The organism is Deltaproteobacteria bacterium (genome assembly GCA_011375175.1).
Lineage (GTDB): Bacteria > Desulfobacterota > GWC2-55-46 > GWC2-55-46 > DRME01 > DRME01.
The window spans coordinates 1-26,755 of sequence record DRME01000091.1 but is presented as its reverse complement, the minus strand read 5'-3'; the positions used below and the strand labels follow the sequence as shown (position 1 = coordinate 26,755).

The following is a 26,755-nucleotide window of genomic DNA, read 5'->3' as shown; positions in this document are numbered from 1 at the left end:
CCGCCCGAGCGCGGCGCTTCGGAGAGGGACCGCCAACCGCAAAAAAGTGATCTCCCGCAACCTCAAGGCCCTGCTGATTCTCCTCGCCCTCGTCGCGGCCGTCCACTCGCCCGTCGTCTTCGGCGGCAGGACGCTCATGGCCCCGCTCTACCAGCCCCACGGCGCGGTGGACGGCTGGCCCTACGGCTACGAGGGACGTATCCCGGTAAACACCTACGGCGTGGACCTCGCCACGCCGGCCTACTACGAGTGGCCCGTAAACAAGCTCGTCGGCGACCTTCTCGCCTCGGGAGAGCTGCCCCTGTGGAATCCCTACCAGGCGGCGGGCACCCCCCTTGCCGCGGACTATTCGACGAGGGCCTTCTTCCCCTACCAGATCATCGAGGACCTCTCGCCCTGGTGGCTCTGGGACTACTTCCTCCTCGGAAGGCTCGTCGTAGCCGGGTTTTTCACCTTCCTCGCGCTCGAGCTGGCGGGGCTCGGCTTCACGGCCGCCATCCTCGGCGCGGCGTTCTACATCTTCTCCGGCACGTTCACCTGGTTTGTGAACCTCGAGCAGATGGCCAACCCCGCCATGACCCTGCCGCTGCTCCTCTACGCCCTGGAGCGCACGGCCCGGCGCGGCTCGGCCGCCGACACGGCGCTGGCCGGCGCGGCCGTGGCGCTCACGCTGCTCGGCGGCCAGCCGGAGACGGCGCTCTACGTCTGTCTTCTCGGCCTCTGCTACTACGTCTTCCGCTGCCTGGGCCTCTGCGGCGGCGCAAGGGAGCTCTCCGCCGCGGCGCTCAAGGGGGCGGTCGTCTTCACGGCGGGGCTGCTCCTGGCGGCCCCGCTCGTCATCCCCTTCATCGAGTTCGTCTCCCTGAGCCACCACCTCCACCACCCCGGTGCCGGCGTGGGCACCCAGCACATCGCAAACCTCAAGACCCTCTTCGTCGCCCTCAACCCCGGGGCCACGGCCATACCGGCCGACCCGAAGCTCCTTCCCGGCGCGCTCGCCCGCTACGGCGACACGGACTTCTACTTCCGCATATTCGCCACCAAGGGGATATGGGACTACATGGGCGGATACACGGGCGTCGTGTCGGTCTTCCTCTCGCTCGGCGGCCTTGCGGCGCTCGCCCTGCGGCGCATCGGGACGGGGCCGGGCCGGGAAGAGGGTGCCGGCGACGCGACGGCGTCCCTGCTCCTCTTCTTCCTGGCCTTCGGCGCGGCGCTTCTTCTCAAGAACTTCGGCGTAAGGCCCTTCGTCTACCTCGGCGAGCTGCCCTTCTTCGACCGGGCCTGGAGCCCGCGGTGGTCTGCGCCGGCATGGGTCTTCCCGCTCAGCGCCGCGGCGGCCTGCGGCTACGCCCTCCTGGAGAGGCGCTCCGCTCCAGGAGCCGAAGCCCGCGCCCCGCTCGTCGTCTTCGCCGCCCTCGCCGCCGCCTACGTCCTCTTCGCCCTGCCGGGCGCCGCCATGCTGGTCTCGACGGCCGAGAGGCACTTCAGCCCCCACGCCGTCCCCTACGCGGCGCCGGCCATGGTCCTCTCCCACGGCGCGGCGCTCCTCTTCGCCCTCTGCGCGCTCGTGGCAACGACCGTCCACGCGCGAAGGGGCTCCGGCATCGAGGCCGTCGTCGTCGTGGCGCTCGTCGAGCTCTGGTGGATGGCGCCGAGGGGCTACGACCACCGCTGGCTCTACTTCAAGGCCCTGCTCCTCGTCCCCGGCCTCGGCGCAGCCGCGGCGCTGCTCCTGGGCAGAAGACGGCTCGCGGCCCTTCTCGGCTGCCTCGCCGCGGCGGCCTTCTTCCTCGCCGACGCCGCCGCGCCGCGCGGCATGCCCTCGAGATACGACCCCTTCAGCCCGCCGCCCTACGTGGAGCTTCTGAAGGCCGCCGGCCCGGACTACCGTGCCGCCGGCTTCCACGGCGCGCTCTTCCCCAACCACGCCTCGGCCCTCGGCGTCCACGACATCCACTACATAAACGCCCTGCTCCTGCCGGCATACCGCGACTTCCGCTTCGAGCGCCTCCAGCGGCCCGTGGAGCATGAGGACAGGGTCTCGTCGGCCCTGTGGTTCACGGGCCGTCCCGAACGCTCGCTCCGCCTCCACGACGAAGCGAGGAGGGAGTACTTCAGGGTCGCCGCCTTCGACGTGGAGGGCGAGATAGTCGAGCGGCTGCCCTATTACTCCTTCCTCGCCGTGCGCCACCTCGTCTTTCCGGCGGGCCGCGAGCTCGCCGCCGCGGCGAAGGGCCGGGAGCTTCGCCTCGTCTACGACGGCGAGGTCCGCGTCTACGAGAACCTGACGGCCCTTCCCAGGGCCTACGTGGCCTACGACTTCAAACTCGATGGCGGGGCGAAGGACGGCGGGCCCCGCGAGGCGACGGTGCGCTATCCACGCCGCGGCGAGCTCCCGGAGCGCCGAGGCGACATCGAACCGGCCTCCGTGACAGAGAGCGGCGCCAACTCGCTAACCGTCGAGGCCCGGGCCGCCAGGGCGGGCCTTCTGGTGCTGAGCGACACCTATTACAGGGGCTGGCGCGTCGAGGTCGACGGCGAGCCGGCCGAGCTCGTGCGCGTAAACGGCGTAGTGCGCGGCGTGGAGATCGGCCCGGGCAGCCACAGGGTCCGCTTCGTCTACGACCCCGCAAGCTTCAGGCTCGGCGCGGCGCTCATGGCCGCCGCCGCTGCGGCCATGGCGGCCTCCATACTCGTCGAGCGCCGCCGCAGTCTGCCGGGGGAAACTTTCTGAAGAGGGGCCACAGGCACGCGTATCCCCTGCCTCACCGTATGTTATTCGGATCTTCGGCTGCACCGTGGGGTTCGGCCCGCGCCAGGCGGGATCTTTTACGCCTTTGCGGCCCGAACCCCACGGTACAGCCCCCCGAGGCGGCCGCCGCAGTCTGCCGGGGGAAACTTTCTGAAGAGGGGCCACAGGCACGCGTATCCCCCTGCCTCACCGTATGTTATTCGGATCTTCGGCTGCACCGTGGGGTTCGGCCCGCGCCAGGCGGGATCTTTTACGCCTTTGCGGCCCGAACCCCCGGTACAGCCCCCGAGGCGGCCGGCGCGGGTTGGACGATCAAGAGAGCCGACGCGGCTCGAAGAGCAAATAAACAGGTTCCTTGAATCGAGGCTTCCTCGGGTGTAAAAAAAGACTACAACAGAGGCAGTCACTCCGAAACGCCGCAATAGGTTGTTTTTGCTGAAGAAGCCTTACAGAACACAGCTTGAGCCCCCGGCGGCGCCGCCTCCTCCCTGTCAACAAGTGTTGACACTTTCCCCGCGCATCCCCGTGAAAGCGAAGGGCCACGGGGCGGGAGCTTCGTTTTTATCAAACAATACAAGATGTTACAGGCAGAAGGCATGATGCGGGGTTTCTCTGGCTCGGTATTTGCATATTTGTATTTATAAAGAAACTCTGATTTATTGCGCTGAGGGAACATTTATTGTAAAGGAGATTGGAGATGAAGAAAAAGATACTATTGGCGGCCGCCGTGGCGGCGGCGTTGTCCTTGACGCCGGCGCTCCCCCGCCGCGCGGAGGCCATCACCTACAGCTACTCCACCACCACCACCCCCTCCGTGACGGTGGCACCCATCGCACAGCCCAAGTCGGCCTGGTCGTACTACAACTACTCCTGGTCAGGCTCCGGCCACCCGGCCTTCGGCACGGCCCCGGATACCGCCTACTTCTGGCTCTACACCGACACGACCGGGGCGCCCGGCAACATGAGCCTGGGCATGATCTTGGACACGCCCGGCGACCTCTCCGGCGGAGTCTTCAAGATGAGTATAAGCGGCGTGCCCTCGGGCGTGACCGTCTACTCGGACGACCCCGGCGAGCTCACCTCCACGAGCGCCGATTTCAGATGGTGGCCCTGCTGCACCGACGGCGGCGTCATCTCAGGGCTCGGCAACCAGACGTGGACAATCACCATCACGCCCGGCGACTTCATGGGCATAACGAACTTCGCCTTCGTCTCGCCCGATGGCATGGGCGGATACACGAAGGCGGCGCTCCCCCACCTCGAGGGTAATTCGCTTATCATAACGGCGTCGTCGTCGGTGCCCGAACCCTCGACGCTGCTGCTTCTCGGCGGCGGCCTCATCGGGCTTGCGGCCGCAAGGCGCAAGGCGGCCTGAGCCGGAAAAGGGGGGGCTGCAAGGGGGGCTGCAACGGGTGCGCGAGGCTATACACGAGGCCCTGCGTGAAGGAAAACGACAGGGGGCTGCAACGGGGCTTACGGGGGCTGCGTGAGAGTTGCGGCCGCCGGGTGGAAATGGCGCCTTAGGGCCCGGCGAAAGAAAAGACCGTAAGGGCATCGTCCCTTGAGTCCTCTCCGCGGAGGCCGCACCCTTCTGGGTGCGGCCTTTTTTTGCGCCGCCCGGCGCGCATCACAAAAGGCTTGAAAAATACGGCGGTTATGGTAGATTGTACGGGCCCGGCCGACGAGGCCCGCAGAGGGCCGCGAAAAGCCGCACAAAGAGCCCGGAGGACCCCCGAGTTGAGCGAGCCGAAAGACCTGATAGTCGAGATAGGCACCGAAGAGATACCGGCCTCATTCATGGCCGGGGCCCTTGCGGCCCTCGGCGAAGGGATCGAAAAGAGGCTGCGCGCCGCGGGGCTCGGTTACTCGGCCGTAAGGACCATGGGCACGCCGCGAAGGCTCGCCGTCCTGGTCGAGGCCCTCGCCCCGGTCCAGCCCGACAGGAAGATCCAGGCCCGGGGGCCGAACGTGAAGGCCGCATACGACGAGAACGGAAACCCGACGAAGGCCCTCGCCGGCTTCGCCGCCTCCCAGGGGGTGGCGCCAGGGGACCTCACCACCATCAAGACCCCCAGGGGCGAGTACGTCTACGCCGAGAAGGTCGTAAAGGGCGAGCGCACCGAAAGACTCCTGCCGGCGATGCTCGCCGATACGGTCTCGTCGCTCTCCTTTCCCAAGGCCATGCGCTGGTCCGCCTTCGAGATGAGCTTTGCGCGTCCCGTCCACTGGATCCTCGCCCTCTACGGCAAAGAGCCCGTGCGTTTCCGCTTCGGCCACATAGAGAGCGGCTCCACGACCAGGGGCCACCGCTTCCACTCTCCGGCAAAGGCCGTCGCCGTAGGCGAGGCGTCACGCTATGTGGAGACGCTCCGGGAGGCCAGCGTCATCGTGGACCCCGCCGAAAGGCTCGAGATCATAGAAAAGGGCCTCGAAGAGGAGGCCCGCGCCGCCGGAGGGAGGGTACTCGCTGACAGGGGCCTCCTCGAGGAAGTGACGAACCTCGTCGAGTACCCGGTGGTCGTCCACGGCCGCTTCGAAGAGGAATTCCTCGCTCTTCCCAAAGAGGTGGTGGTCAACGCCATGCGCGAGCACCAGCGCTACTTCTCGGTCGTCGACGACAAGGGCCGGCTCGTGGCGGCCTTCATAACGGTGGCGAACACGAGGGCGTCGGACATGGGGGTCGTCAGAAGGGGCAACGAGCGCGTGCTGCGCGCTCGGCTCAGCGACGCCAAGTTCTACTACGAACAGGACCTCAAGGTGCCGCTCACCGAGAGGGTGGAGGAGCTGCGGGGCGTGGTCTTCCAGTCCAGGCTCGGCACATCCTACGAGAAGGTCATGCGCTTTACGGCCCTGGCCCTCTACATAGGCGGGAAGACCGGCTTTTGCGAAGGGGTTGCGGGAGACGACCCGGCCGCCTTCCTCGCAGACGACTACCGCGTGCGGCTCGCCGCGGCCAAGGACTCGCCCAAGGAGTACGCCGCCCTCATACTCGGCCGCGCCTGCGTGCTCTCCAAGGCCGACCTCGTAAGCGGCGTGGTGGGCGAGTTCCCCTCGCTCCAGGGCAAGATGGGAAGCATCTACGCCAGCGCATCGGGAGAACCGGCCGAGGTGGCGGCGGCCATATACGAGCACTACATGCCCGTCGGCGCGTCGGGAGAGCTGCCGGCCTCGGTGCCGGGCGCGATCATCGGCATGGCCGACAAGCTCGACACCATAACGGGCTGCTTCGGCGTGGGGCTCATACCGAGCGGGGCCCAGGACCCCTACGGCCTGCGCCGCCAGGCCCTCGGCACGGTGGCCGTAATCCTCGACAAGGGCCTGCGCGTCGCCATTGACGAACTCGTCGACAAGGCCCTCGATCTCCTCGCTGAAAAGCTCACCAGAGGGCGCGACGAGGTGCGCCGCGACGTGCTCGACTTCATCAGGGAGAGACTGCGAAACCAGCTCCTCGGCCGGGGGCTCTCGCACGACGCCGTAGAGGCCGTGCTCTCAACCCCCTGGTTCGACATAGTGGACGCCGTGAAACGCATAAACGCCATAGAGGGCTTCAAGGAGCACCCGGCCTGCCCGAGCCTGGTGACGGCCTTCAAGCGCGTCTCCAACATCCTCAAGGGCCGCCGCATCGAAGGCCGCGGACCCGACGCCTCCCTCTTCGAGACCGACCACGAGCGCCGCCTCTTCGAGACGGGCCGCCGCCTCGCGCCGGTCATCGAGGAGCACCGCCGCAAGGGCGAGTACAAGGCCCTCTTCGAGGCGCTGGCCTCCGTAAAGGAGACCATCGACGCCTTCTTCGACCACGTGATGGTCATGGTCGACGACGAGAGGACGAGGAACAACAGGCTCTTGCTCCTCCACTCGATCCGCTCGCTCTACATCTCCGTCGCCGACCTGTCGAGACTCGTCGTCTGAAGCCGGAGACCCATTGGGTCTGAGACCCCCTGGGTCTGAGACCCCCGGGCTCTACAGGAAGACCCCGCCGAGCATGAAGACAAGGAAGTACTGGTAGGGAAGGAAGTAGAACTCGCCTTCGAGGCTGAAGTCGGCGGCCTCCATCTCTTCGATGACCTGCGAGCGCGAAAGCCTCATGGAGAGCGGCGGGCCCACGGGCGTCTTCTCGGCCCTGAAATCGACTATCGCCACGCGGCCGCCTGGCCTCAAGACCTTCTTCAGCCGCCTCATGTACTCCACGCGGTCGGGCAGGTGGTGGTAGGTGTCGCAGATGAAGACGAGGTCCACGGCCTCTTCGGGCAGGCGCGGGTCGTCGTCGCCAGCGAGCACGGTGACGACGTTGCCTATCCCCTCGGCCCGAAGGCGCCTCTCGATATAGTCGAGCATCTCCTGCTCGATGTCTACGGCGAAGACCGTCCCCCGGGGACCGACCTTTTCGGCGAGCAGCACCGTGAAGTACCCGGAGCCAGCGCCTATGTCGGCCGCCCTATCGCCCTCGTCGAGAGGCAGCACATCGATCACGCGCCGGGGCTTCTGCCAGGCGGCCCGCCCCTCTTCCTCGAGTACGGAGATATACCTCTCCACGGACCCGAAAGGCACGTGGCGGTGACCCGCCGCGCCGGCGGCAGCGGCGACCGGGGCCGCAATCAGAAGGGCCGCGCCCACGGCAAAGAGCATGGAGGCGGCCTGGCGCGGGATATGGAGGACGCCGGTCTTCATACCTCGGCCTCGAAGCCCTCGGCCACGGCCATGCACTCCAGAACGGCACCCCTTGCGCCGATCACGTCGCGGGCCTCGTCGACCATGGCGTCGATCTCCGGGTCCGAACGCTCCTGGTTGTGGTGAAAGAGACCCAGCCTCGCCGCGCCGGCCTCGACGGCGAGCTCCACGGCGTCGAGAAATACCGAGTGCCCCCATCCCCTCGTGCTCTCGTATTCGTCGGGCCTGTACTCGGCGTCGTGGAAGAGAAGATCGGCCCCCCTCGAGAACTCGAGGTAGTCGGTCCTCGAAAGACCGGTCGGGTGCTCGTAGCCGAGCTCGTTGTCCGTGAGGAAGACGAAGCTTCGGCCGCCCTCGTCGAAACGGAAGCCCACGCCCTCGTTCGTGTGGTTGAGCGCTATGGTCCTGATGGAGACCGAGCCGATGGAGACGCTCGAGTTGCCGATGCCGAAAAAACTGATCTCCGCGTGGATGTCCTCGAGCTTTATGGGAAAGTAAGGGGGCGTCATGGTCTTGGAGATGATGTTCTTAACCGACGCCTGGGTCGGCAGTCCGCCGTAGACACGGATATCGGTAGAGCTGCTGTACAGGGGCTTGAAGAAAGGAAATCCCGAGAGGTGATCCCAGTGGGCGTGGGTGATTAGCAGGTGGATGTCGGTCACGCCGGCGGCCATGAGCCGGTTGCCGAGCCGCCTTATGCCCGTGCCGGCGTCGATGATGATCGTCTCGCCGCTTGCCGCCGTGACCTCGACACAGGTGGTGTCCCCCCCGTACTTGAGGTACTCCCTGCCAGAAACCGCTATGGAGCCGCGCGAGCCCCAACAACGTACTCTCATCCGGGCTTCCTCAATCTGCTCATCGTTCAGCCGGCAGCCGTACACCGGGGACTCGGGGCCCCATGGCCGAAAAGCTCCTACACCCGATGACTTATGGAAACTCTGATTAATTACGCTGGGGGAAACTTTCTGTAGAAAGTTTCCCCCAGACCCCCTTCAAAGACTTTCAATACGAGTTGGTTTCCCCCTGTTTTGCTTGGCAAAACAGGGGGAAACCAACTCGCGTTAAAAGTTTTTGGAGGGAGTCTGAGGGAACCTTTTTACAAAAAGGTTCCCTCAGTGCAATAAATCAGAGCTTCCTTATTATATCAGAAGAGAACCCGTAGTCAATCGTTTACCGTGAGGCTGCGGGCTCTCCCCAGCCATAGGGGCGCCGCCGCAAAAAGGGACCGCCTCCGGCCCCGTCCTTCAAGACCTCCGCACTTTCATCTTCCTTTAATGCTTCCTCGCTTATACTGGAATCAGGACGCAGGGGAAAGGCCTCCCTGCAGGGACTCCCGCGCCGCCCGCGGGAGTGAAACAGAGACGACACATCGAACAAAGGAGGAAAGGAAGATGAAGAGAACAATCGGCACAGCAGCCATCGTGACACTGCTCGCCGCAACCGCTGCGGCGGCCGCCGGGGCCGTGGACCTGAGCCGGGCCGTCGAGACGGCCTCCACAGAGGTGGCCGGCGAGGTCATCGGGGCCGAGCTCGATGGCGACGTCTACGAGGTCAGGATAAGGACCGCCGACGGCTCGGTCAAAAGAGTCTACGTCAGCACCGCCGACGGCGCGGTCGTCGAAAGAAAGCGTCTCTCCCTCGACGACGCCGTTGCCGCCGCAACGGCCGAGGTCCCCGGCGAGGTGATCAAGGTCGAGTTCGAGCGGGGCCGCTACGAGGTGAAGGTTCGGGCCCACGACGGCTCGGTGGTGGAACTCTACGTGGACGCCGAAGACGGCGCTGTTGTAAAAGGCCGGGAAAAGTATTATAAGAGAGGCGGCGCCTACGGCGCGATCCGCCACGAGCACCGTCACGACGACGAGGACTGAAGACGGAAAGACCGTGCTCGACGCCGCGTCCATGGGCGGAGCCGAACGGTCCACCGTCCGGCTCCGCCGGGAAGCGACTTCGGAAGATGGGACCGAAGACGGGAGGCAAGCAAAGATGGACAGAGAGAAAACGACAATGGACAGGCGTGTTGTGGTGGATGTCTGGGACTGGCAGACAAGGGTGCTTCACTGGACCAACGCCCTGCTCGTCCTGACGCTTGCGCTGCTCATGCTCGGCAACGAGGCCATGGAGGCGCTCGGCGTGGCAAAGGCGCTGCGAAGGCCCGTAAAGCAGTTGCACGCCTACACGGGCTACGTCTTCGTCTTTACGTTCACGCTTCGCATCGCCTGGGCCTTTCTCGGCAACGAGTACGCCCGGTGGCGCGACATAGTGCCGCTAACAGGGGAGCAGTGGAGCGGCGTGGCCGCCAACGTCCGCTGGTACCTGAGCGGCTTCAAAAGCGAGCCGCCGCTCTCAAGGGGACACAACCCCCTGGCCTCACTCTTCTACACGGCCCTCTTCGTAGTGCTCGCAGCCCAGGCCCTCACGGGACTTACCCTTGCGGGCGTGGAGCTTCACATGGCGCCGGCCGCATGGTTCACGGCCGGTCTCGGCGAAGAGGCCCTCGAGGCCGTGGAGGAAGCGGCCGAAGAGATACACGAGTTCGGACTCTGGTTCGTCATCTTCTACCTAACGGCCCACATAGGCGGGCTGGTCTTCCACGAGATCGGGGAGCGGACGGGACTCTTCTCGTCCATGATCCACGGCAAGAAGTACTTTCCCGAGGAGTGAGCCGGCGGAGGTCTTCCGCGGAAGCCCTCCAGCCTTCGACGACCATGAAGATCATACTCATAGAAGACGAGCGCGAGCTTGCGGCCGTAATCGAAAAGGGGCTCGTCGACGCCGGGTACACGGTGGAGACGGCCCACGACGGCGAGGAGGGACTCTACATGATGGAGAACATCGCCGCCGACGTCGTGGTGCTCGACCTCATGCTGCCGGGACTCGACGGCCTCGAAGTGCTCGCCAGGGCAAGGCGCGCCGGCGTAAAGACGCCGGTGCTCCTGCTCACGGCACGCGACGGCGTGGAAGACAGGATAGCGGGGCTGGACACGGGCGCCGACGACTACCTGACAAAGCCCTTCGACTTCGGAGAGCTGCTGGCCAGGCTTCGCTCGCTGCTTCGCAGAGCGGCGCAGGCGAAAGAGTCCGTTCTGCGGATAGGCGGGCTCGAGGTGGACACGGCGAGCCGCTCCGTGCGCCTTGACGGCGAGGAGCTGAAGCTCTCGGCCCGTGAATACGCCATCCTCGAACTCCTCGCCTACAACGCGGGCAGGGTGCTCTCGCGGACCTTCATAACCGAGCACATCTACAGCGAGGACTTCGACATGGACTCCAACATCATCGACGTCTATGTGAGCCGGCTGAGAAACAAGATCGACCGCGGCCGCCAGGAAAAGCTCATACACACCGTCAGGGGCGCAGGCTACATGCTCAGGGCCGGCGACGCCGGGCAGGAGAGGGCCTGACGCCGCGTGAGCGGTTTAATTACTCTGGGGGAAACTTTCTGAAGAAAGTTTCCCCCAGACCCCCTTCAAAGACTTTCGATACGAGTTGGTTTCCCCCTGTTTTGCCTGGCAAAACAGGGGGAAACCAACTCGCTTCAAAAGTTTTTTGAGGGAGTCTGAGGGAACCGGGGGTCTGTGACCCTTTTACAAAGAGGAGAGACGGAGTTGTTCGCCACAATAAGGGCAAGGCTCGTTGCCTGGTCGATCCTGGTCTTCACCTTTCTTCTCACGGGGCTGGGCCTGTTTCTGCGCCACGAGCTCGAAGCCATCGTCATCGGCTCGGTGGACGGCCACCTCCACTCGGAGATGGTCCTGATCTCCGGGCTTCTCGAAGAGGAGGAGGGCCGCATAGAGACGGAGCTCTCCGAGGCGGCGGTGGGCGAGTACGCCGTGCCGCTCTCGGGCCATTACTACCAGATAATCGACGAGAGGGGCCGCATCGTGGCGGCCTCCCCCTCGCTCACCGCCGTGGGGGCGGCGCTCGACGTGCCGGCCCCTTCCATCGAGCCCATCTACAGCTACCTCACCGGCCCCGGCAAGACGAGGCTCCGTATGCTCGTCCAGTCCTTCGCCCTCGCTTCGGGGAGGACCGTGACCATCCAGGCCACCGAGCCTCTGGAGGACGCCTTCGCAATGCTCGCGTCATTCACGGGGACGCTCTTCGCGGTCATACCGGCCGTGGGAGTGGTCTCGGCGCTCGGCGTCTGGCTCATAAGCCTGCGCTCGTTCAAGCCGCTGCGGACCTTCACCTCGCGCATAGGCGAGATAACGGAGCGCAACCTCCACGACAGACTCGACACCGAAGGGCTCGCCGGGGAGCTCGCGCCGCTGGCCGAGAGCTTCAACACCATGATCGCCCGCCTCGAAGCATCCTTCGAGCGCCAGCGCCGCTTCCTCTCCGAGGCCTCCCACGAGCTCAGGACCCCGACCTCTATCATAAAGACCTGCTGCGACGTGGCCCTTGCCAGAGAGCGCGGGGAGGAGGAATACAGGGAGACGCTGCGGAAGATATCGGACGCCACGGCGCACCTGTCGGCGACCATAAGCCGCATCATCGACATCCTTCGGCTCGAAGGCGGGGGCTTCACCCCCCGGACCGGGCCCGTGAGTCTCGACAAACTCGCCGCCGACATCAAGAGACTCATCGAACCGGCGGCAGCGGCCCGCCGCATATCCTTGAGCGTGCGGGGCGAGGGCGACGTGGTCGTCACGGCCGACCCGCGCCGCCTTGCAGAGGCGCTCACCAATCTGGTGGACAACGCCGTCAAGTACAACCGTCCGGGCGGGAGTGTCGTAATAGGGGTCTCAAGCTCCGGCTCCAGGGCCGTGATCGCCGTGGAGGACACGGGCACGGGCATGAGCCCCGCCGAGCTCGAAAAGGTCTTCGACAGGTTCTACCGCGGCGGGAACGCAAGGGGGAGGCTGCCCGGAAGCGGACTGGGACTGGCCATAGTCAAAGCCGCCGTCGAGTCCATGGGCGGAAGCGTCGAGGCCGAGAGCACGGAGGGCAAGGGGTCCACATTCAGGATCATCCTGCCCCTGGGCGGAGGAGATGAGCCGTAAGGATACGTCGCCGGAGCGGGCGCGGCCCCCCTCTCCGGGCTCCGCGGATGCCGCCCCTTCACACCCCAGCGGCCGTCCTCTCAGAACGGTCCGCCGAGCCCCTCGGCGGCTATGACCCTGCCGTGGTCGCCCAGCTCGCCGCGCAGGGCGAGTGCGGCGGCGTCCCTGCTCTCGCGGTCCTGGAATATGCCGAAGACCGTGGGGCCGCTCCCCGACATAAGGGTCCCCCACCGGGCGCCGTGCTCGGATAGGAGGGTCTTGTAGCGGGCCAGCTCGGGGTGCTCGGCCATTGTGGCCTCTTCGAGGTCGTTGTGGAGCATGGAGGCGATGCCGTGGGGCGCGTCGACGAGGGCGGAGACGGCGTCCCTGTCCGGTCCCCGGCCGCTCCGGCCCGCCGCGCACCGTCCGTAGATGTGGGCCGTGGAGACATGGAAGCCGGGATTGATGAGCAGGTAGGCGTAGCCCGGCAGGCGGCAGGGCTCGAGTATCTCGCCGCGCCCCGTGGCCAGGGCCGGAGAGTCGCCGACAAAGAAGGGCACGTCCGAGCCGAGCCGGGCCCCGAGCCGGCGCAACTCTTTCCTGCCCAGCGGCGCGCCGCTCAAGAAGTTCAGCGCCTTGAGGACCGTGGCGGCGTTCGAGCTTCCGCCGCCGAGGCCGGCGCCTACGGGTATGCGCTTCTTGATGGCGATCCGCACCGAGCGCTCCCTGCCGGTATGGTCCATGAACAGCTCGGCGGCGCGCCAGGCGAGGTTTTCCGGACCGGTGGGCGCGCGGTAGCGGCCCTCGCACACGAGACTCACGGCACGGCCGTCGCGCTCCACCGTGACGGCAATCTCGTCGCACAGCGAAAGCGGCTGCATGAGCGTGCGTATCTCGTGGAAGCCGTCGGGCCTCTTCCCGATGACGTACAGAAAGAGGTTCACCTTGGCCGGTGAAAGGAACGTCCTGGCCGTCACATCAAAAGTGTCCCGTCTTCTTCGGCGGCGTCTTGCAGGTCTCGTTGAGCTCGTCGAGCAGCGCGTAGGGGTGGCTGTCGTTCATGGCCGCCAGGAACTCTATGGTCTCAGTCTGCGACCCCGGAAAGCTGAGGCAGTTCTCGCCCAGGTGCTTCTTGATTATATCGACCGCCTCGGGGCATACCTCGACGAGGTCCTTGATCACGACCTTCTCCGTTATCGGCCCCTTGACCTTGCAGTGTAAGTGTCCCATCCCGTCTCGTCCTCTGTATGAATTGGGCTGAAAAAGCCCGCTTCCTTGAACGGCCGAAAGAGCAAAGGCGGCTCGAAAGGCAGCGGGGTTCCACTGAAGCACCGCCGCTGCGTGAGCCCTTTCTCAAAACCGGGGGAAACTTTCTGTAGAAGGGCCACAGGCCCGCGTTTCCCCCGGCGCAACTGACCGCAACGTCGCCGGCCGCCCCGTCGCCCCCACCGGGGGCCTCGGCTCAGAAGAGCTCCCCCGCTATGAGCATCACCCAGTCGGTCACCGGCCCCGGGTATATGCCGAGGAAGAGGGTCGCCACGTTGACCGTATAGAGCACGGCCCTGGTGACCGGGTCGAGCCTTATGGGCTCGTCGCTTGTGGGCTCGCGCAGGTAGACGCTCTTTATGACCAGCAGGAAATAGTACATGGTGACGATGGCCATGACCAGTCCCACGATGGCCAGCACGATGAGCCCCTCCTTGACGGCCGCGGCTATGAGGTAGAACTTGGCGATGAAGCCGGCAAGGGGCGGCACGCCCACGAGCGAAAGGAGCGCGATGAAGAGCGTGCCCGCCAGAAGCGGCGACCTGCGGCTCAGGCCCGCGTAGGCCTCGATGCTGTCCGTGCCCTCGGCGTTGGAGAATATGATGATGACGAGAAAGGCGCCGACTATGCCGAAAAGGTAGGCGAGCAGGTAGAACATTATGGCGCCGGCGCCGAGGGTCGAGGCGGCGGCCACACCCATGAGCAGATAGCCAGCCGAACCTATGCCCGCGTAGGCGATGAGCCTCTTGATGTCCTTTTGCGGCATGGCGGCCATGTTGCCGAATATCATGGTAAGGCCCGAAAGGAGGGCGACGAAGGCCGCCCACTCGGCCTTGACCGGACCGAGGGCCGTCAAGAGGATGCGCAGCATGACCACGAAGCCCGCGGCCTTGGAGCCCGCGGCCAGGAGCGCCGTCACCGGGGCGGGCGAGCCCTGGTATACGTCGGGGGCCCAGACGTGGAAGGGCAGGGACGATATCTTAAAGGTGAGGCCCATGATGGTGAAGGCGAGCCCCACGAGAAGATAGGCCCCCACGTCCGCCTCTCCCCTCAGGGCGTCGGCCATGCCGGCAAAGCTCGTCGTGCCCGTTGCGCCGTAGAGAAAACTCATGCCGTAGAGGAGGAAGCCCGAGGCGAGCGCGCCGGTTATGAGGTACTTGAGGCCGGCCTCCACGCTCCTGCGCTCGTCCTTTGCAAAGGCGGCGAGCACGTAGAGGCAGATGGCCATGAACTCGAGCGAGACGTAGAAGCTTATGAGGTCGGAGCACGAGGCGAGCAGCATCATGGCCAGCACGGCAAAGGCGATGAGCGTGTAGAACTCGCCTTTCCAGGCCTTTATCCTCTCCTCGTAGCTCATGGCCATGTAGAAGATGAAGACGGCCGTGACCACGAAGAGCCACTTGAAGAAGATCGCCACGTCGTCCACGAGGAAGAGGCCGGCAAGGGCCGGCCCCTTGCCCAGCAGCGAGAGGCTTATGCCCGTCACGGCCGTACCGGCTATGGCTATGACCCCGAGTATCTTGCGCGTCCCCCTGGGCAGCAGCAGGTCCAGGACGAGCAGGAGCATGGCAAGCCCCAGCATGAGTATCTCGGGAACCGTCCTCTCTAAGTGCATTTCCATCTCAGCCACGACCTCTCGAATATCTCGTTTCGGAGTTTCCCTAATGTCCGGCGCCGTGGACCGCGGCGGCTGCGCCGTGCGAGGCGGCCTGGGCCACGGCCCCGGCGTCGGCGTTTATGTTCTCGAGCAGCGACACCACGCCGCTGTTTATGACGTCGACGATGATCGAGGGATAAAAGCCGACGATTAGCAGCACGGCGATGAGCACCACGTAGGGGAACCTCTCCACGAACGTCGTCGCGTCACGCAGGTTGTCCCACTCCGGCAGCGGCTCGCAGAAGAAGACGTCGCGCAGGCACCTGAGCATGTAGGTGGCCGTCACGATTATGCCGAATACGGCCACCACGGCCTGGAGCGGGTAGTCCTTGAAGGCGCCTATGAAGACCATGAGCTCGGCGACGAAGTTGGCAAGGCCCGGCAGTCCGCTGGAGGCGAACCCCATGATGGCGAAGGCGACGGCCACGAAGGGCAGCCTCTTGGCCAGGCCCGAGAAGTCGTAGATCATGCGCGTGTGGGCCTGATCGTAGACGAAGCCGATGAGCGCGAAGGCCAGGGCCGTCATTATGCCGTGGGCGAACATGAGGAGCACGGCGCCGTTGAGCCCGATGGTGTTGAGGGTGGCCAGGCCGAGCAGAACGTACCCCATGTGGCTCGACGACGAGTAGCCGATCATGAACTTCATGTCCCTGCGGTGCATGGCCACCATGCCGCCGTAGAAGATGTTCACCAGGCAGAGCACGGCGACGACGGGCATCCAGAACTGGGTGCCCTCGGGGAATATGCGCATGGCCACGTGGATTATGCCGTATGCGCCGAGCTTCATGAGCACGCCGGCATGGAGCATGCTGACGGCCGAGGGCGCCGCCGCGTGCCCTATGGGCGACCACGAGTGGAAGGGCGCCAGCGGAACGAGCACGCCGAAGCCGACGAGTATGGGCAGATAGACGATCTTCTGGTAGCCGGCGTCGTAGTGGAGCTTGCTCAGCGCCAGGATATCGAAGGTGTAGGTGCCCGTCTGGGCCCCGGCGGTGAAGTATAGCGAGAGTATGCCGAGCAGCGCGAAGACGGCGCCAAGGCTCAGGTACAGCGTGAGCTTCATGGTGGCGTACTCGCGGTTGGCGCTCCCCCATATGCCGATGAGCGGATACATGGGTATGACGGCGAGCTCGTAGAAGAGGTAGAAGAAGAGTAGGTCCAGCGAGACGAAGACGCCGAAGACGCCGGCCACGAGCAGGAGCAGGAATATGTAGTGCTCCTTCACCCTCTTCTTGATGCCCACCCACGAGACGAAGACGCCGGTGAAGATGACGAAGGCCGTGAGCACCACCATGGAGAGGCTTATGCCGTCGACACCCACGTAGTAGGAGACGCCGAGCGATCTTATCCACTCCACGCGCTCGACGAACTGGAAGCCTCCGGCGGCGGTGTCGTAGGTGAAGAGGAGGCAGAGCGAGAGGAGCAGTGTTATGGACGTGGCCGTCACGGCCACCCCCCTTATGAGCGAGAGCCTCTTCTCGTCGACGAAGATGAGGACGCAACAGGCCAGAAGCGGCGTCAGTATTATGGCAGACAGTACGGGGAAACCTTCCACCTGTTCACACTCCTAAGGTGATTATGAAGACGAAGGCCAGCACGAGCGCCCCTCCGACCATGATGTAGGCGTAGTGCTGGGTCTTCCCTGTAATGGAGAGTCGCAGGGCCTTGCCCGTCTCCCTCGTCAGGTAGGCCGTGCCGTTCACGAGGAAGTTTATGATGAAGTTGACCTCCAGGAAGTTGCAGACCCTGGCGATGCCGTTGTAGACCCCGGCCACCAGCACGTTGTCGTAGAAGTCGTCGAAGTAGAAGCGCGCGGCCAGCATGTCGTATACGGCCCTGTAGCGCGTCTGGAGCATGGAGGGGCTCACGGTCTCCTTCACGTAGACGAGCCAGCCGATGACGATGCCCGCGAAGACGGCCGCCGTGGAGAGGCCGGCGACGAGGAAGTTGAAGTGGTGGCCGCCTGCCGCGCCCTCGGCGTGACCGCCGCCGTGGCCCCCGAAGAAGGTGCCGAAGTTGGGGTCCAGGCTCGGCAGCCCCACGAAACCGGCGGTGACGGCGAAGAAGGCGAGCACCATGAGCGGCACCGTCATGACCGGCGGGGACTCGTGGGGATGGCCGTGGTAGCGCTTGTCGCCGAAGAAGGTGACGACGATGAGCCTCGTCATGAAGACGGCCGTAAAGAAGGCCGTGGCCACGCCGACGCCGAAGAGTACGATGTCGTTGTCCCAGGCCGTGGCCAGTATCTCGTCCTTGCTCCAGAAGCCGCTGAAGGGGAAGACTCCCATCATGGCGAGCGAGCCGAGCAGGAAGGTGACGGCCGTTATCCTCATCTTGGGCCAGAGCCGCCCCATCTCCCATATGTTGTTCGTGTGACAGGCGTGGATGACGCTGCCGGCGCCGAGAAAGAGCAGGGCCTTGAAGAAGGCGTGGGTCGTGAGGTAGAACATGCCGGGGCCCACGCCGCCGAGGCCAACGCTCATCACCATGTAGCCGAGGGAGCTGAGCGTCGAGAAGGCGATTATGCGCTTTATGTCGTCCTGGGCGAGCGCTATGAGCGCGGCCATGAGGGCCGTGGCGCCGCCCACGTAGGCTACGACGAGCGATGCGCTCTCCGGCGCGGCGTGGAAGAGGAAGGCCGTGCGGGCGAGCATGTACACGCCGGCGGCGACCATGGTGGCGGCGTGTATGAGAGCCGAGACGGGCGTGGGGCCCTCCATGGCGTCGGGCAGCCAGACGTGGAGCGGTATCTGGGCCGACTTGCCCACGGCGCCGCAGAAGATGAGCAGCGCCGAGACGAGGAGCGTGGTGTCGTCGATGTGCCCCTCGTGTATGAGGTGCTCGAGCTCGAGGAAGTTGAAGGTGCCGGCGGCGTAGAAGAGGACGATTATGCCGAGGATGAAGCCGAAGTCACCGACGCGGTTCACGAGAAAGGCCTTCTTGGCGGCATCGGCGGCCGAGGGCTTCTCGTAGTAGTAGCCTATGAGGAGGTACGACGCAAGGCCCACGAGCTCCCAGAAGACGAAGATCATGATGAAGTTGTTGGCCAGCACGATGCCGAGCATGGCGAAGATGAAGAGCGAGAGGCAGGCGAAGAACCTCGAAAAGCCCGGGTCCCCCTCCATGTAGCCCCTCGAGTAGATGTGTATGAGCGAGCCCACGAAGGTTACGATGAAGAGCATGAGTATGCTCAGCGGGTCGATGATGGTGCCCATCTCGACGACGAGGCCCTCCACGTCGAGCCATGTAAAGGAGCTCTCCACGGGCGTCATGTGCGGATGGCCGATCATGTAGAAGAGCTTGGGCAGGGCGATGAGCAGGCAGACGCCTATGGCCCCGATGGAGATGTAGGAGCTCAGGTCCCTGTTAGGCCTGGTGACAAGCGTGATGACCACCGCCGAGGCGAGTGGTATGAGAAGCAAGAGCCATGTACTCATAATCCCTGTCCGTTCCGCCTGTTCGTCTTCCCCTGGCCGCCCGCTCCGGCGGCCGGGATATCGTCATGGCCGGACGGCCTTTCCGCCCCGCCTGCCCGCCCGGCCCGCCTCGCGGGCCGGCCAGTTCCTCATCTCGTCGGAGAGGGCGACCCCGCGAAGACAGCGGTTGCGGCCGCCCGCCCGGCCCGCCTCGCGGGCCGGTCAGTTCCTCATCTCGTCGAGCTCTTCGACGTAGACCGTGTTGCGCCGCCTGTAGACGAGCACCAGTATGGCAAGGCCCACGGCCACCTCGGCGGCGGCCACGGTGATGGAGAATACGACGAAGACCCTGCCGGACATGTCCTGGAGGTAGTGGCTGAAGGCGACGAGGCTTATGTTCACCGAGTTGAATATGAGCTCGAGGCTCATGAGCACGATTATGATGTTGCGGCGCAGCAGCACGCCGGCGACACCGATGGAGAAGAGCACGAGGCTCAGTACGAGGTAGTGTGACAGAGTGAGTGTAAACATAGGGCCTACGCCTTCTCCCTTTCCTTCATGGCCAGCACCACGCCGCCCACGAGCGCCACGAGCAGCAGAAGCGAGACGACCTCGAAGGGGAAGATGTACTTCGTGTAGAGGAGCCTGCCCATGACCTCCGTGTTCTCGAGGAGGGCCTGCTCGTCGTAGCCGCCCGGGGCGACGGAGAGCCTTCCGCGAAGGGCCACGTAGCCTATGAGAAAGGCCGTGAGCGCGGCGTAACCGGCGTATCCCAGCACGGCCCAGGGCCCCGTGGCGTGGATGTAGACGCTGCGGCTCTCCTTGCCCACGTCGAGAAAGAGCACGACGAAGAGGAAGAGAACCATTACGGCGCCCACGTAGATGAAGACCTGCACGGCGGCGAGGAAGGGCGAGCGCAGGAGCACGAAGAGCGCCGCCATCTGCAGCAGGCAGACTATGAGCGAGACGGCGCTGTACACGGGGTTTCGCATGAGCACCACGCCGAGGGCCGAGGCCACGGCCAGGGCCGCGAAGACGATGAAAAACAAGAGTTCCATCTACAGACTACCTGTCCTTACTTGATTGCTGCGGCGGGGGGGCGGCCGCCGTCCTACCAGGCCCTTCTCTTCTGCTTGGTGAGGTCCGGTCTCACGCGGGGCCCCTTCTCGCCCTTTTCGAGCCGCGCCTTGACGATGAGTCCGCCCTCGAAGTCCTCGGGTATCTCCTGCGGCTTAAGCAGCTCCTCGCGGTTTCGCACCGCCTCTTCGAGGCTGAAGCAGGCGAGCTCGTAGTCGCGGCCGAGCCGCACGGCGCGCGTGGGGCAGGCGTCCTCGCAGTAGCCGCAGAAAAGGCACCTCACCAGGTCTACCCGCCAGACCTTGGGCACCCTGTCGGCTATGCCCCGTCCCGTGTCGTCCTCCATGGGCACTACCGTTATGCAGCGCGTGGGACAGGCCTTGACGCAGAGCTCGCAGGCTACACAGAGCTCCTTTCCGTCGGGCGTCCTGTTGAGCGTGTGGCGGCCCCGGAAACGCTTGTAGGGTATCCACTTCTCCTCGTCGGGATAGCGGTGCGTGATGCTCTTGGAGACGTTGTAGCCCAGCGTCACCCGCAGCCCCTTGAGGAGATCGAGCAGAAGCGCCTTCTTTACGACGCCGCCGGCACCGGCCTGTTCTTTTCTCTTCCTGTCAGTCATTTGCGCGGACGGACCTTTTACGGTCGCAGTCGGGAGCTCATATCCTCATGAGCCCGGTTACGAGTATGTTGACGAGCGAAAGCGGTATGAGCACCTTCCACCCGATGGTCATGAGCTGGTCGTAACGGTAGCGCGGGAAAGTGAACCTCACCCACATGAAGAAGTATATGAAGGCCACCACCTTTATGAGGAACCACACTATGGGGGGAAGCGGGATCGGCAGCGGCGCGTTCCACCCGCCGAAAAAGAGCAGCACGGCGAGCACCGAGATGGAGACCATGGCCACGTACTCGGCGAGCATGAACAGGGCAAAACGCATGCCGCTGTACTCGACGTGGAAGCCCGCCGCAAGGGTGCCCTCGTCCTCGGGGAGGTCGAAGGGTATGCGGTTTATCTCGGCGAGCCCGGCCGTGAGGAATATGAAGAACCAGACCGGACCGACGGGGAGATAGAAGACGTTCCAGTCGGTGAAGGAGCCGGACTGGGCCCTGACTATCTCCACCAGGCTCAGCGAGTTGGCCATCATGACGACACCTATGCAGGCGAAACTCAGGGCGATCTCGTAGCTTATCATCTGGGCCGCCGAGCGGAGTCCCCCCAGGAGGGCGTACTTGCTGTTCGAAGCCCAGCCGCCGAGGATTATGCCGTAGATACCGAGCCCCGCTATGGCGAGCACGTACAGTATGCCCACGTTCATGTCCGAGATGTAGAGCGTGACCTCGCGGCCCACGAAGGGCACGGTCCACGTCTCGCCGAAGGGGATGGCCACGAAGGCGGCGAAGGCCGGCACCATGGTGACGACCGGCGCCGCGAGGAAGAGGAACCTGTCGGCCCTGGCCGGGACGATGTCCTCCTTGAATACGAGCTTTATCATGTCGGCGAAGGGCTGGAGGAGGCCGTGGGGTCCCACGCGATAAGGGCCGAGACGCACCTGTATGTGGCCGGCCACCTTGCGCTCGAGCCAGGTGAGCGGCAGCGGCGCCGCAAAGAGGATGAGCGTGACGACGACGACCTTTACGGCTATGAGCAGCACTTCAACAAGGACCATCTTGACCTCGAAGAGAAGGATGTCTACGCCTACGAAGAAGTCGAACAAGGCCTACCTTCTCCTGCCCCACATGTAGTTTATCATCTCCATGTAGCGGGTGTTCATGCCCCGCACAATGGAGTGGATCGTGAAGACGATGTTCTTGAGTATCTTGTAGATTATCCTCGGGTGTTCGTCTACTATGGTGTCGAAGTCGGCCTTCTCGATGACGTATGTCTCCACGTCCGATATGGCGACGATAGTCGCCGAGCGGGGCCTGCCGTCCAGAAAGCTCATCTCTCCGAATATCTCGCCGTCCTTCATTATGGTCAGCGTCAGGAGCTCTCCGTCGGGCGCCATCTTGCAGGCCTTGACCTCGCCTTTCCTGATGATGTAGAGCGACGTGCCCGACTCTGTCTCCTTGAAGACGACGTCGCCGGTCTTGAAGTCCTTCTTGTTGACTATGCCGGCCATGACCTCGAGCTCCTCGTCGGTGAGGTCCGAGAAGAACTGGAGGTCCCTGAGAGTCTTGGGGTCTATCATTTCGGTCGCCTCCTTCCGATTGGGAAAGGCCGGTGGTCCTCCGCCCCGGGAGCCCTCTCCCGGAGAGGCCCTCCCCCCTGCCCCCTTCGTGTGCCCCCTTCGCGCCCCTTTTGCGCCCCTTCGTCCGTTTCCGCCGGCTCGCTACCGAGCTCGACGTTACTGTTGGTGAAGGCGCCGACGGGCGTCGAACCGGCCCCCTCGCCGCCGGCCCGCCCCTGCGGGGCCGCAACGGGAGGCCGGCGGATGCGGCGTCAAAGCGGATGCGGCGTCAAAGCGGCTCCCCCGGCCGCCGGCCCTCTACACGCGCGTTATGTTGACCCGCGGGACCATGTGTCCCTTTCTGAAAAAACGGTTGATCTCGAGCTCCTCGAAGTTCTCCGGTATGTAGGCCACGGACGGCGCGAAGCCGCGGGTGGTGCGCACCTTGAGCTTCACCTCGTGGTACTTGCCGTGGACCTTCACGAAGTCGCCGGCCTTGAGGCCGTGGCTCTCGGCGTCTTCCTCGTTTATCTCCACGTAGGGCTCGCCGAGCAGGCCTCTGAGCACGGGCGAGCGGCGCGCAAGCGTCCCCGAGAAGAAGAGGTGGTTGCCCGTTACGAGCTTGAAGTGGAAGGCGGCGTCGACCTTCTCCTCCACGTGGGAGACCACGACGGGGTGGTCGGCGGGGCGCAGCCCCTGCGCCGAACCGGCCACGAGGAGTCCTCCCCGCTCGTCGGCGGTGGCGGAGCCGTAGGCTTCGACCTCGCTGTCTATCTCCTCCCGCACACGCTCGGCCGTTGCGGGGCCGAAGCCCGGCGAGATCATCTCGCCGACGGCGGCGATTATCTCGAGGTCCGTTTTCGCCTCGCCCGGCGGGTCCACGAGCTTTTCAAGGCGCTGGATGCGGCCCTCCTGATTGGTGAAGGTGCCGCACTTCTCGGCGAACGAGGCGGCCGGAAGGACCACGTGGGCCATGCGGGCCGTCTCGGTGAGGAAGATGTCCTGGACCACGAGCATGTCGAGTTTTTCAAGGGCCTTGCGCACCGCCGCGCCGTCGGGGTAGGCGGCGGCGAGGTCGCTTCCCGCCACGTAGAGGGAGTCTATCCTGCCCGCCGCCACGGCTTCGATTATGGAGTCCTCGCCGCGGGCGCCGTCGTCGAGGCTCACGAAGCCGGGGCCGAGGCCTGGCGTTACGCCGAGGGTCCAGGCGCCGCGCTGGTTGGGCCTGTCGAAGACCGGCATGATCAGCACCCTGCGCCCACCGGCGGCAAGGGCCTCCTTGAGTCCCTTGAGCCCCCTGATGTTCTCCGGACAGCGCAGAAACTCCGTGCCGGCTATGATCCCCACGGTCTGCGATCCGAAGAGCTCCCGGGCCGCCCCCCGGAGGGCGTCGGCGTCCACGCCGGCGACGGCCCCGCTCCGGCCTTCGCCCCCGCCAATGGCCGCGAGGCCCTCGAGCAGCTCCCCTTCGGCGGCCGGCTCGTGGCGCAGAACGAAGCTCGCCGAGCCGTCAAGCTTCATGGAGCGCGAAGAGGCGACTATGAGCGCCGTGTCGCGCGTCTCCACGTAGCGGCGGACCTTGTAGTCGGTCACGGGGTTCTCGGTCGAGAGGTGGGAGCCCACGACCAGTATGGTCCCGGCGTCGAGGAGGTCGAAGACCCGGCTGTGTCCTGCGGCCATGCCCGTGACGTCGGCGAAGGCCTCGACGGCCTGGGGGCTCCACCTGTTGGACGCCGAATCCACGTTGGCCGTGCCCACCGCCCCGCGCATGAGCTTCTGGAAGAGGTAGAGCTCCTCGTTGGTGAGCCTCGCCGAGGCGATGCCGGCGGCCCTGGAGCCGAGCCTGAAACGCTCCTTTATGACCGAGAGGGCCTCGTCCCACCCGGCCCTTCGGAGCTCGCCGTCGCGCCGCACAAGAGGGGTGGTGAGTCTCTCGGCGCTGCCCGTGAAATCGAATCCGAAGCGGCCGCGGGCGCAGAGGCTCTCTTCGTTGAAGCCCTTGCCCCGCTCGGCCATCGAGCGCAGCACCACGCCGTCGCGCTGCTGGATCTTGATCCTGCACCCCGTGGAGCAGTAGGGGCAGACGCTCACGGCCGTCTCGAGGTCCCAGGGCCTCGCCTTGTAGCGGTAGGGCCTGCGCATGAAGCAGCCCACGGGACAGACCTCTATGCAGTTGCCGCAGTGGTCGCAGTCGAGCTCGGTGCGCAGGAAGCTCGTCTCCTCCTGCGTCTGGCCGCGGCCGAAGGAGCCGAGCACGCCCACGCCGACCACCTCCTTGCAGACGCGCACGCAGCGCATGCAGTGGACGCAGCGGTTCGAGTTCTTGACGATGACGGGGCTCAGGACGTAGTCCTTTTCGTGGAAGCGGTACTTGGCCTCGCGGTGGCGGCCCCTGTGGGGCCCGTGCCTGAAGACCATGTCCTGGAGCTCGCACTCGCCGCCCTTGTCGCAGACCGGGCAGTCCAGGGCGTGGTTGCTGAGCAGGAACTCGAGCACGTCGGAGCGGGCCTTGAGGACGTTCTCGCTCTCGGTGTTGACCTTCATGCCGTGGAGCACGGGGGTTACGCACGAGGGCTGGAGCTTGCGCTGCCCCTCGATCTCGACAAGGCACATCCTGCACGAGCCGAGCCTCGAGAGGTTGGCCTGGTAGCAGAAGGTCGGTATCTCGAAGCCCGCCTGACGGGCCGCATCGAGGATGAGGGTGTTATCCTCTACCGTGACTTCTTTTCCGTTTATCGTTACGGTAACCATCGATATCCCGGCTCCGCCCGGCGGCGTCCGTCAGGCGGAGACCATGCATTTTTTGTGTTCGATGTGATACTCGAACTCATGGCGGAAGTGCTTGAGCGCTCCGCGAAGCGCCATGACCGCTCCGTCGCCGAGCGGACAGAAGGTGCGGCCGAATATGCCGTCGCATATGGCGTCGAGGTCGTCGAGGTCTCCGGGACGCCCCTTCCCATGCTCGATGCGCCCGAGTATCCTCGTAAGCCACGCCGTCCCCTCGCGGCAGGGCGTGCACTTGCCGCAGGACTCGTGGCTGAAGAAGCGGTTTATTATGTACGAGACCTTCGGTATGCAGGTGGTCTCGTCCATGACCACCACGGCGCCGGAGCCGAGCATGCTCTTCTTGGCGGCCAGGGAGTCGAAGTCGAGAGGGGTGTCGAGCTCCTCGGACGAGAGCATGGGAGCGCTCACGCCCCCCGGTATGACGGCCTTTATCTTCCTGTCGCCGGGCACGCCGCCGCAGTGGTTGTAGATGAGGTCGCGCAGCACGGTGCCCATGGGCAGCTCGTAGAGGCCGGGCCTTCTGACGTGGCCGCTCACGCAGAATATCTTGGGACCCGGACTCTTCTCGGGACCTATGGAGGCGAACCACTGGGCGCCCTTGTCGATTATGGCCGGTATGCACGAAAGGGTCTCGACGTTGTTTATGACCGTGGGCTTTCCGTAGAGGCCGGCCAGAGCCGGAAAGGGCGGCTTTATGCGCGGCTGGCCGCGCAGTCCCTCGATCGATTCGAGAAGGGCCGTCTCCTCGCCGCATATGTAGGCGCCGAAGCCGCGGTGGACGTACATGTCGAGCGAGAAGCCCGAGCCCAGTATGTTCTCGCCGAGAAACCCCGCTTCGTAGGCCTCCTTTATGGCCTCTTCGAGCCTTCGCGCCCCGAAGGCGAACTCGCCCCGGATATAGATGTACGCGTTGGAGGCGCCGATGGCGTAGCTTGATATGATCATCCCCTCGAGCAGCAGGTGAGGGTCGTTGTCGATGATCCCCCGGTCCTTGAAGGTGCCGGGCTCGCCCTCGTCGGCATTGCAGCAGAGGTACTTGGGGATGGTCGGGTCCTTGGGGATGAAGCTCCACTTCAGCCCCGTCGAGAAACCGGCCCCTCCGCGTCCGCGAAGCCCCGAGTCCTTGACCATCTGGATGATCGTCTCGGGCCTTATCTCGAGGGCCTTCCTGAGCGCCTCGTAACCGCCGCCGCGGCGGTAGTTCTCGAGCTTGAAGGCCTCGGGCTTGTCTATGTTCCTGAGCAGTACCTTTTCCATGCGCAGAGGGCGGCGTCAGTCAAGACCCGCCAGTATCTCGTCTATCTTCTCGGCCGTGAGGTTCTCGTAGTAGTCCTCGTTTATCTGCATGACCGGCGCCGTGCCGCAGGAGCCGAGACACTCGACGGTGGTGAGCGTGAACTTGCCGTCCGCCGTGGTGCCTCCGAGCTTTATGTCGAGTTTCCTCTCCATGTGGCCGATGAGGTGCTCGGCGCCGAGCAGCGAGCACGATATGTTGCGGCAGACCTGTATGTGATACCTGCCCACGGGCCTGCGCACGTTGTACATGGTGTAGAAGGCCGCGACCTGGAGCACGTCCACGGGCGAGACGCCGAGAAGCCGCGCCACCTCGCGCATGTCGTCCTCCTCGAGGTGCCCCTTGACGGACTGCGCTATGCGCAGGGCCTCCATGGTGGCCGACTTCCTGTTGGGATACTTCCTGGTGGCCGCCTCTATGCGCTCTACGATCTCTTGAGAAAACATCTTTTCGTATTCGCTTCCCGATGGCTTGACTTTCGTGCCGCAGGGACTACCCGAGAAGAAAAGTCCCCTCTTCCCCCAGGATGGTTTCCTTGCATTTCGTTCGCTCAATACGGCGCAGGGACTACCTGAGAGGAAACGCCCCCTTGCCCCTCGCCTTTTTTCCTTCAGGGACGGCCCGAGAGGAAAGCCCCCTCTTGCCCCCCTCGCCCCTCGCCCTTTTTCGATCGGGGACGGCCTGAGAG

The 26,755-nt window shown here is 64.8% G+C and carries 22 protein-coding genes; 7 read left to right on the top strand and 15 right to left on the bottom strand.

The window, feature by feature from the left end; translation table 11 throughout:
- The first annotated feature begins 46 nt into the window (after positions 1 to 46).
- The 3 genes from ENJ37_07940 to glyS all read left to right on the top strand — a co-directional run bounded on the left by ENJ37_07940 (position 47) and on the right by glyS (position 6,664).
- Positions 47 to 2,737 (top strand): hypothetical protein, encoded by a 2,691-nt coding sequence (locus ENJ37_07940; protein HHL40422.1) that lies wholly within the window; start codon positions 47 to 49, stop codon positions 2,735 to 2,737.
- 715 nt (positions 2,738 to 3,452) lie between these two features.
- Positions 3,453 to 4,130, top strand: a complete 678-nt coding sequence (locus tag ENJ37_07935) for a PEP-CTERM sorting domain-containing protein (protein ID HHL40421.1) — start codon at positions 3,453 to 3,455, stop codon at positions 4,128 to 4,130.
- Between the two features lie 281 nt (positions 4,131 to 4,411).
- Positions 4,412 to 6,664, top strand: coding sequence for a glycine--tRNA ligase subunit beta (gene glyS, locus ENJ37_07930; protein ID HHL40420.1), 2,253 nt, complete (start codon positions 4,412 to 4,414; stop codon positions 6,662 to 6,664).
- Positions 6,665 to 6,715: 51 nt separating this feature from the next.
- Here glyS and ENJ37_07925 read toward each other — a convergent pair whose 3' ends face one another.
- Together ENJ37_07925 and ENJ37_07920 are read right to left on the bottom strand one after the other, a co-directional pair.
- Entirely contained in the window at positions 6,716 to 7,423 is a 708-nt protein-coding gene (locus ENJ37_07925; protein ID HHL40419.1) for a class I SAM-dependent methyltransferase, read from the bottom strand.
- A complete protein-coding gene (locus tag ENJ37_07920) occupies positions 7,420 to 8,259 on the bottom strand; it encodes an MBL fold metallo-hydrolase (protein HHL40418.1) in 840 nt (279 codons plus the stop codon). The genes ENJ37_07925 and ENJ37_07920 overlap by 4 nt, the downstream gene beginning before the upstream one ends.
- 438 nt (positions 8,260 to 8,697) lie before the next feature.
- On the opposite strand from ENJ37_07920, the gene ENJ37_07915 reads away from it, so the two are divergent.
- From ENJ37_07915 to ENJ37_07900, 4 genes are all read left to right on the top strand, one after another.
- Entirely contained in the window at positions 8,698 to 9,291 is a 594-nt protein-coding gene (locus tag ENJ37_07915) for a hypothetical protein (GenBank protein ID HHL40417.1), read from the top strand.
- Between the two features lie 13 nt (positions 9,292 to 9,304).
- On the top strand, positions 9,305 to 10,084 hold the full coding sequence (locus tag ENJ37_07910; GenBank protein HHL40416.1) for a hypothetical protein: 780 nt from the start codon (positions 9,305 to 9,307) through the stop codon (positions 10,082 to 10,084).
- Between the two features lie 44 nt (positions 10,085 to 10,128).
- The gene (locus tag ENJ37_07905) at positions 10,129 to 10,821 is read left to right on the top strand and encodes a response regulator transcription factor (GenBank protein ID HHL40415.1); all 693 of its coding nucleotides are present in this window, start codon (positions 10,129 to 10,131) and stop codon (positions 10,819 to 10,821) included.
- Positions 10,822 to 11,025: 204 nt separating this feature from the next.
- Positions 11,026 to 12,423 (top strand): HAMP domain-containing histidine kinase, encoded by a 1,398-nt coding sequence (locus tag ENJ37_07900; GenBank protein HHL40414.1) that lies wholly within the window; start codon positions 11,026 to 11,028, stop codon positions 12,421 to 12,423.
- A gap of 80 nt (positions 12,424 to 12,503) precedes the next feature.
- On the opposite strand, the gene ispE is transcribed toward ENJ37_07900, so the two are convergent.
- From ispE to nuoE, 13 genes are all read right to left on the bottom strand, one after another.
- Positions 12,504 to 13,379, bottom strand: coding sequence for a 4-(cytidine 5'-diphospho)-2-C-methyl-D-erythritol kinase (ispE, locus tag ENJ37_07895; GenBank protein ID HHL40413.1), 876 nt, complete (start codon positions 13,377 to 13,379; stop codon positions 12,504 to 12,506).
- 1 nt (position 13,380) lies between these two features.
- Positions 13,381 to 13,632: a hypothetical protein gene (locus tag ENJ37_07890; protein HHL40412.1), complete on the bottom strand. Its 252-nt coding sequence runs from the start codon at positions 13,630 to 13,632 to the stop codon at positions 13,381 to 13,383.
- Between the two features lie 232 nt (positions 13,633 to 13,864).
- On the bottom strand, positions 13,865 to 15,298 hold the full coding sequence (locus tag ENJ37_07885; protein HHL40411.1) for an NADH-quinone oxidoreductase subunit N: 1,434 nt from the start codon (positions 15,296 to 15,298) through the stop codon (positions 13,865 to 13,867).
- Between the two features lie 31 nt (positions 15,299 to 15,329).
- Positions 15,330 to 16,880 carry an NADH-quinone oxidoreductase subunit M gene (locus ENJ37_07880; protein ID HHL40410.1) on the bottom strand — a complete coding sequence of 517 codons (1,551 nt, stop codon included), beginning with the start codon at positions 16,878 to 16,880 and terminating at the stop codon, positions 15,330 to 15,332.
- 4 nt (positions 16,881 to 16,884) lie between these two features.
- Positions 16,885 to 18,762, bottom strand: a complete 1,878-nt coding sequence (locus ENJ37_07875; GenBank protein HHL40409.1) for an NADH-quinone oxidoreductase subunit L — start codon at positions 18,760 to 18,762, stop codon at positions 16,885 to 16,887.
- Positions 18,763 to 18,963: 201 nt separating this feature from the next.
- Positions 18,964 to 19,272 carry an NADH-quinone oxidoreductase subunit NuoK gene (gene nuoK, locus ENJ37_07870; protein ID HHL40408.1) on the bottom strand — a complete coding sequence of 103 codons (309 nt, stop codon included), beginning with the start codon at positions 19,270 to 19,272 and terminating at the stop codon, positions 18,964 to 18,966.
- A gap of 5 nt (positions 19,273 to 19,277) precedes the next feature.
- On the bottom strand, positions 19,278 to 19,799 hold the full coding sequence (locus ENJ37_07865; protein HHL40407.1) for an NADH-quinone oxidoreductase subunit J: 522 nt from the start codon (positions 19,797 to 19,799) through the stop codon (positions 19,278 to 19,280).
- Between the two features lie 53 nt (positions 19,800 to 19,852).
- Entirely contained in the window at positions 19,853 to 20,437 is a 585-nt protein-coding gene (locus ENJ37_07860) for an NADH-quinone oxidoreductase subunit I (protein ID HHL40406.1), read from the bottom strand.
- A gap of 37 nt (positions 20,438 to 20,474) precedes the next feature.
- Positions 20,475 to 21,485, bottom strand: coding sequence for an NADH-quinone oxidoreductase subunit NuoH (gene nuoH, locus ENJ37_07855; protein HHL40405.1), 1,011 nt, complete (start codon positions 21,483 to 21,485; stop codon positions 20,475 to 20,477).
- Between the two features lie 51 nt (positions 21,486 to 21,536).
- On the bottom strand, positions 21,537 to 22,007 hold the full coding sequence (locus tag ENJ37_07850; GenBank protein HHL40404.1) for a cyclic nucleotide-binding domain-containing protein: 471 nt from the start codon (positions 22,005 to 22,007) through the stop codon (positions 21,537 to 21,539).
- Positions 22,008 to 22,304: 297 nt separating this feature from the next.
- Positions 22,305 to 24,737 (bottom strand): NADH dehydrogenase (quinone) subunit G, encoded by a 2,433-nt coding sequence (gene nuoG, locus ENJ37_07845; GenBank protein HHL40403.1) that lies wholly within the window; start codon positions 24,735 to 24,737, stop codon positions 22,305 to 22,307.
- A gap of 30 nt (positions 24,738 to 24,767) precedes the next feature.
- Positions 24,768 to 26,030, bottom strand: coding sequence for an NADH oxidoreductase (quinone) subunit F (nuoF, locus tag ENJ37_07840; protein HHL40402.1), 1,263 nt, complete (start codon positions 26,028 to 26,030; stop codon positions 24,768 to 24,770).
- A 15-nt stretch (positions 26,031 to 26,045) separates the two neighbouring features.
- Positions 26,046 to 26,513 carry an NADH-quinone oxidoreductase subunit NuoE gene (gene nuoE / locus ENJ37_07835; GenBank protein ID HHL40401.1) on the bottom strand — a complete coding sequence of 156 codons (468 nt, stop codon included), beginning with the start codon at positions 26,511 to 26,513 and terminating at the stop codon, positions 26,046 to 26,048.
- Between the last annotated feature and the right edge of the window lie 242 nt (positions 26,514 to 26,755).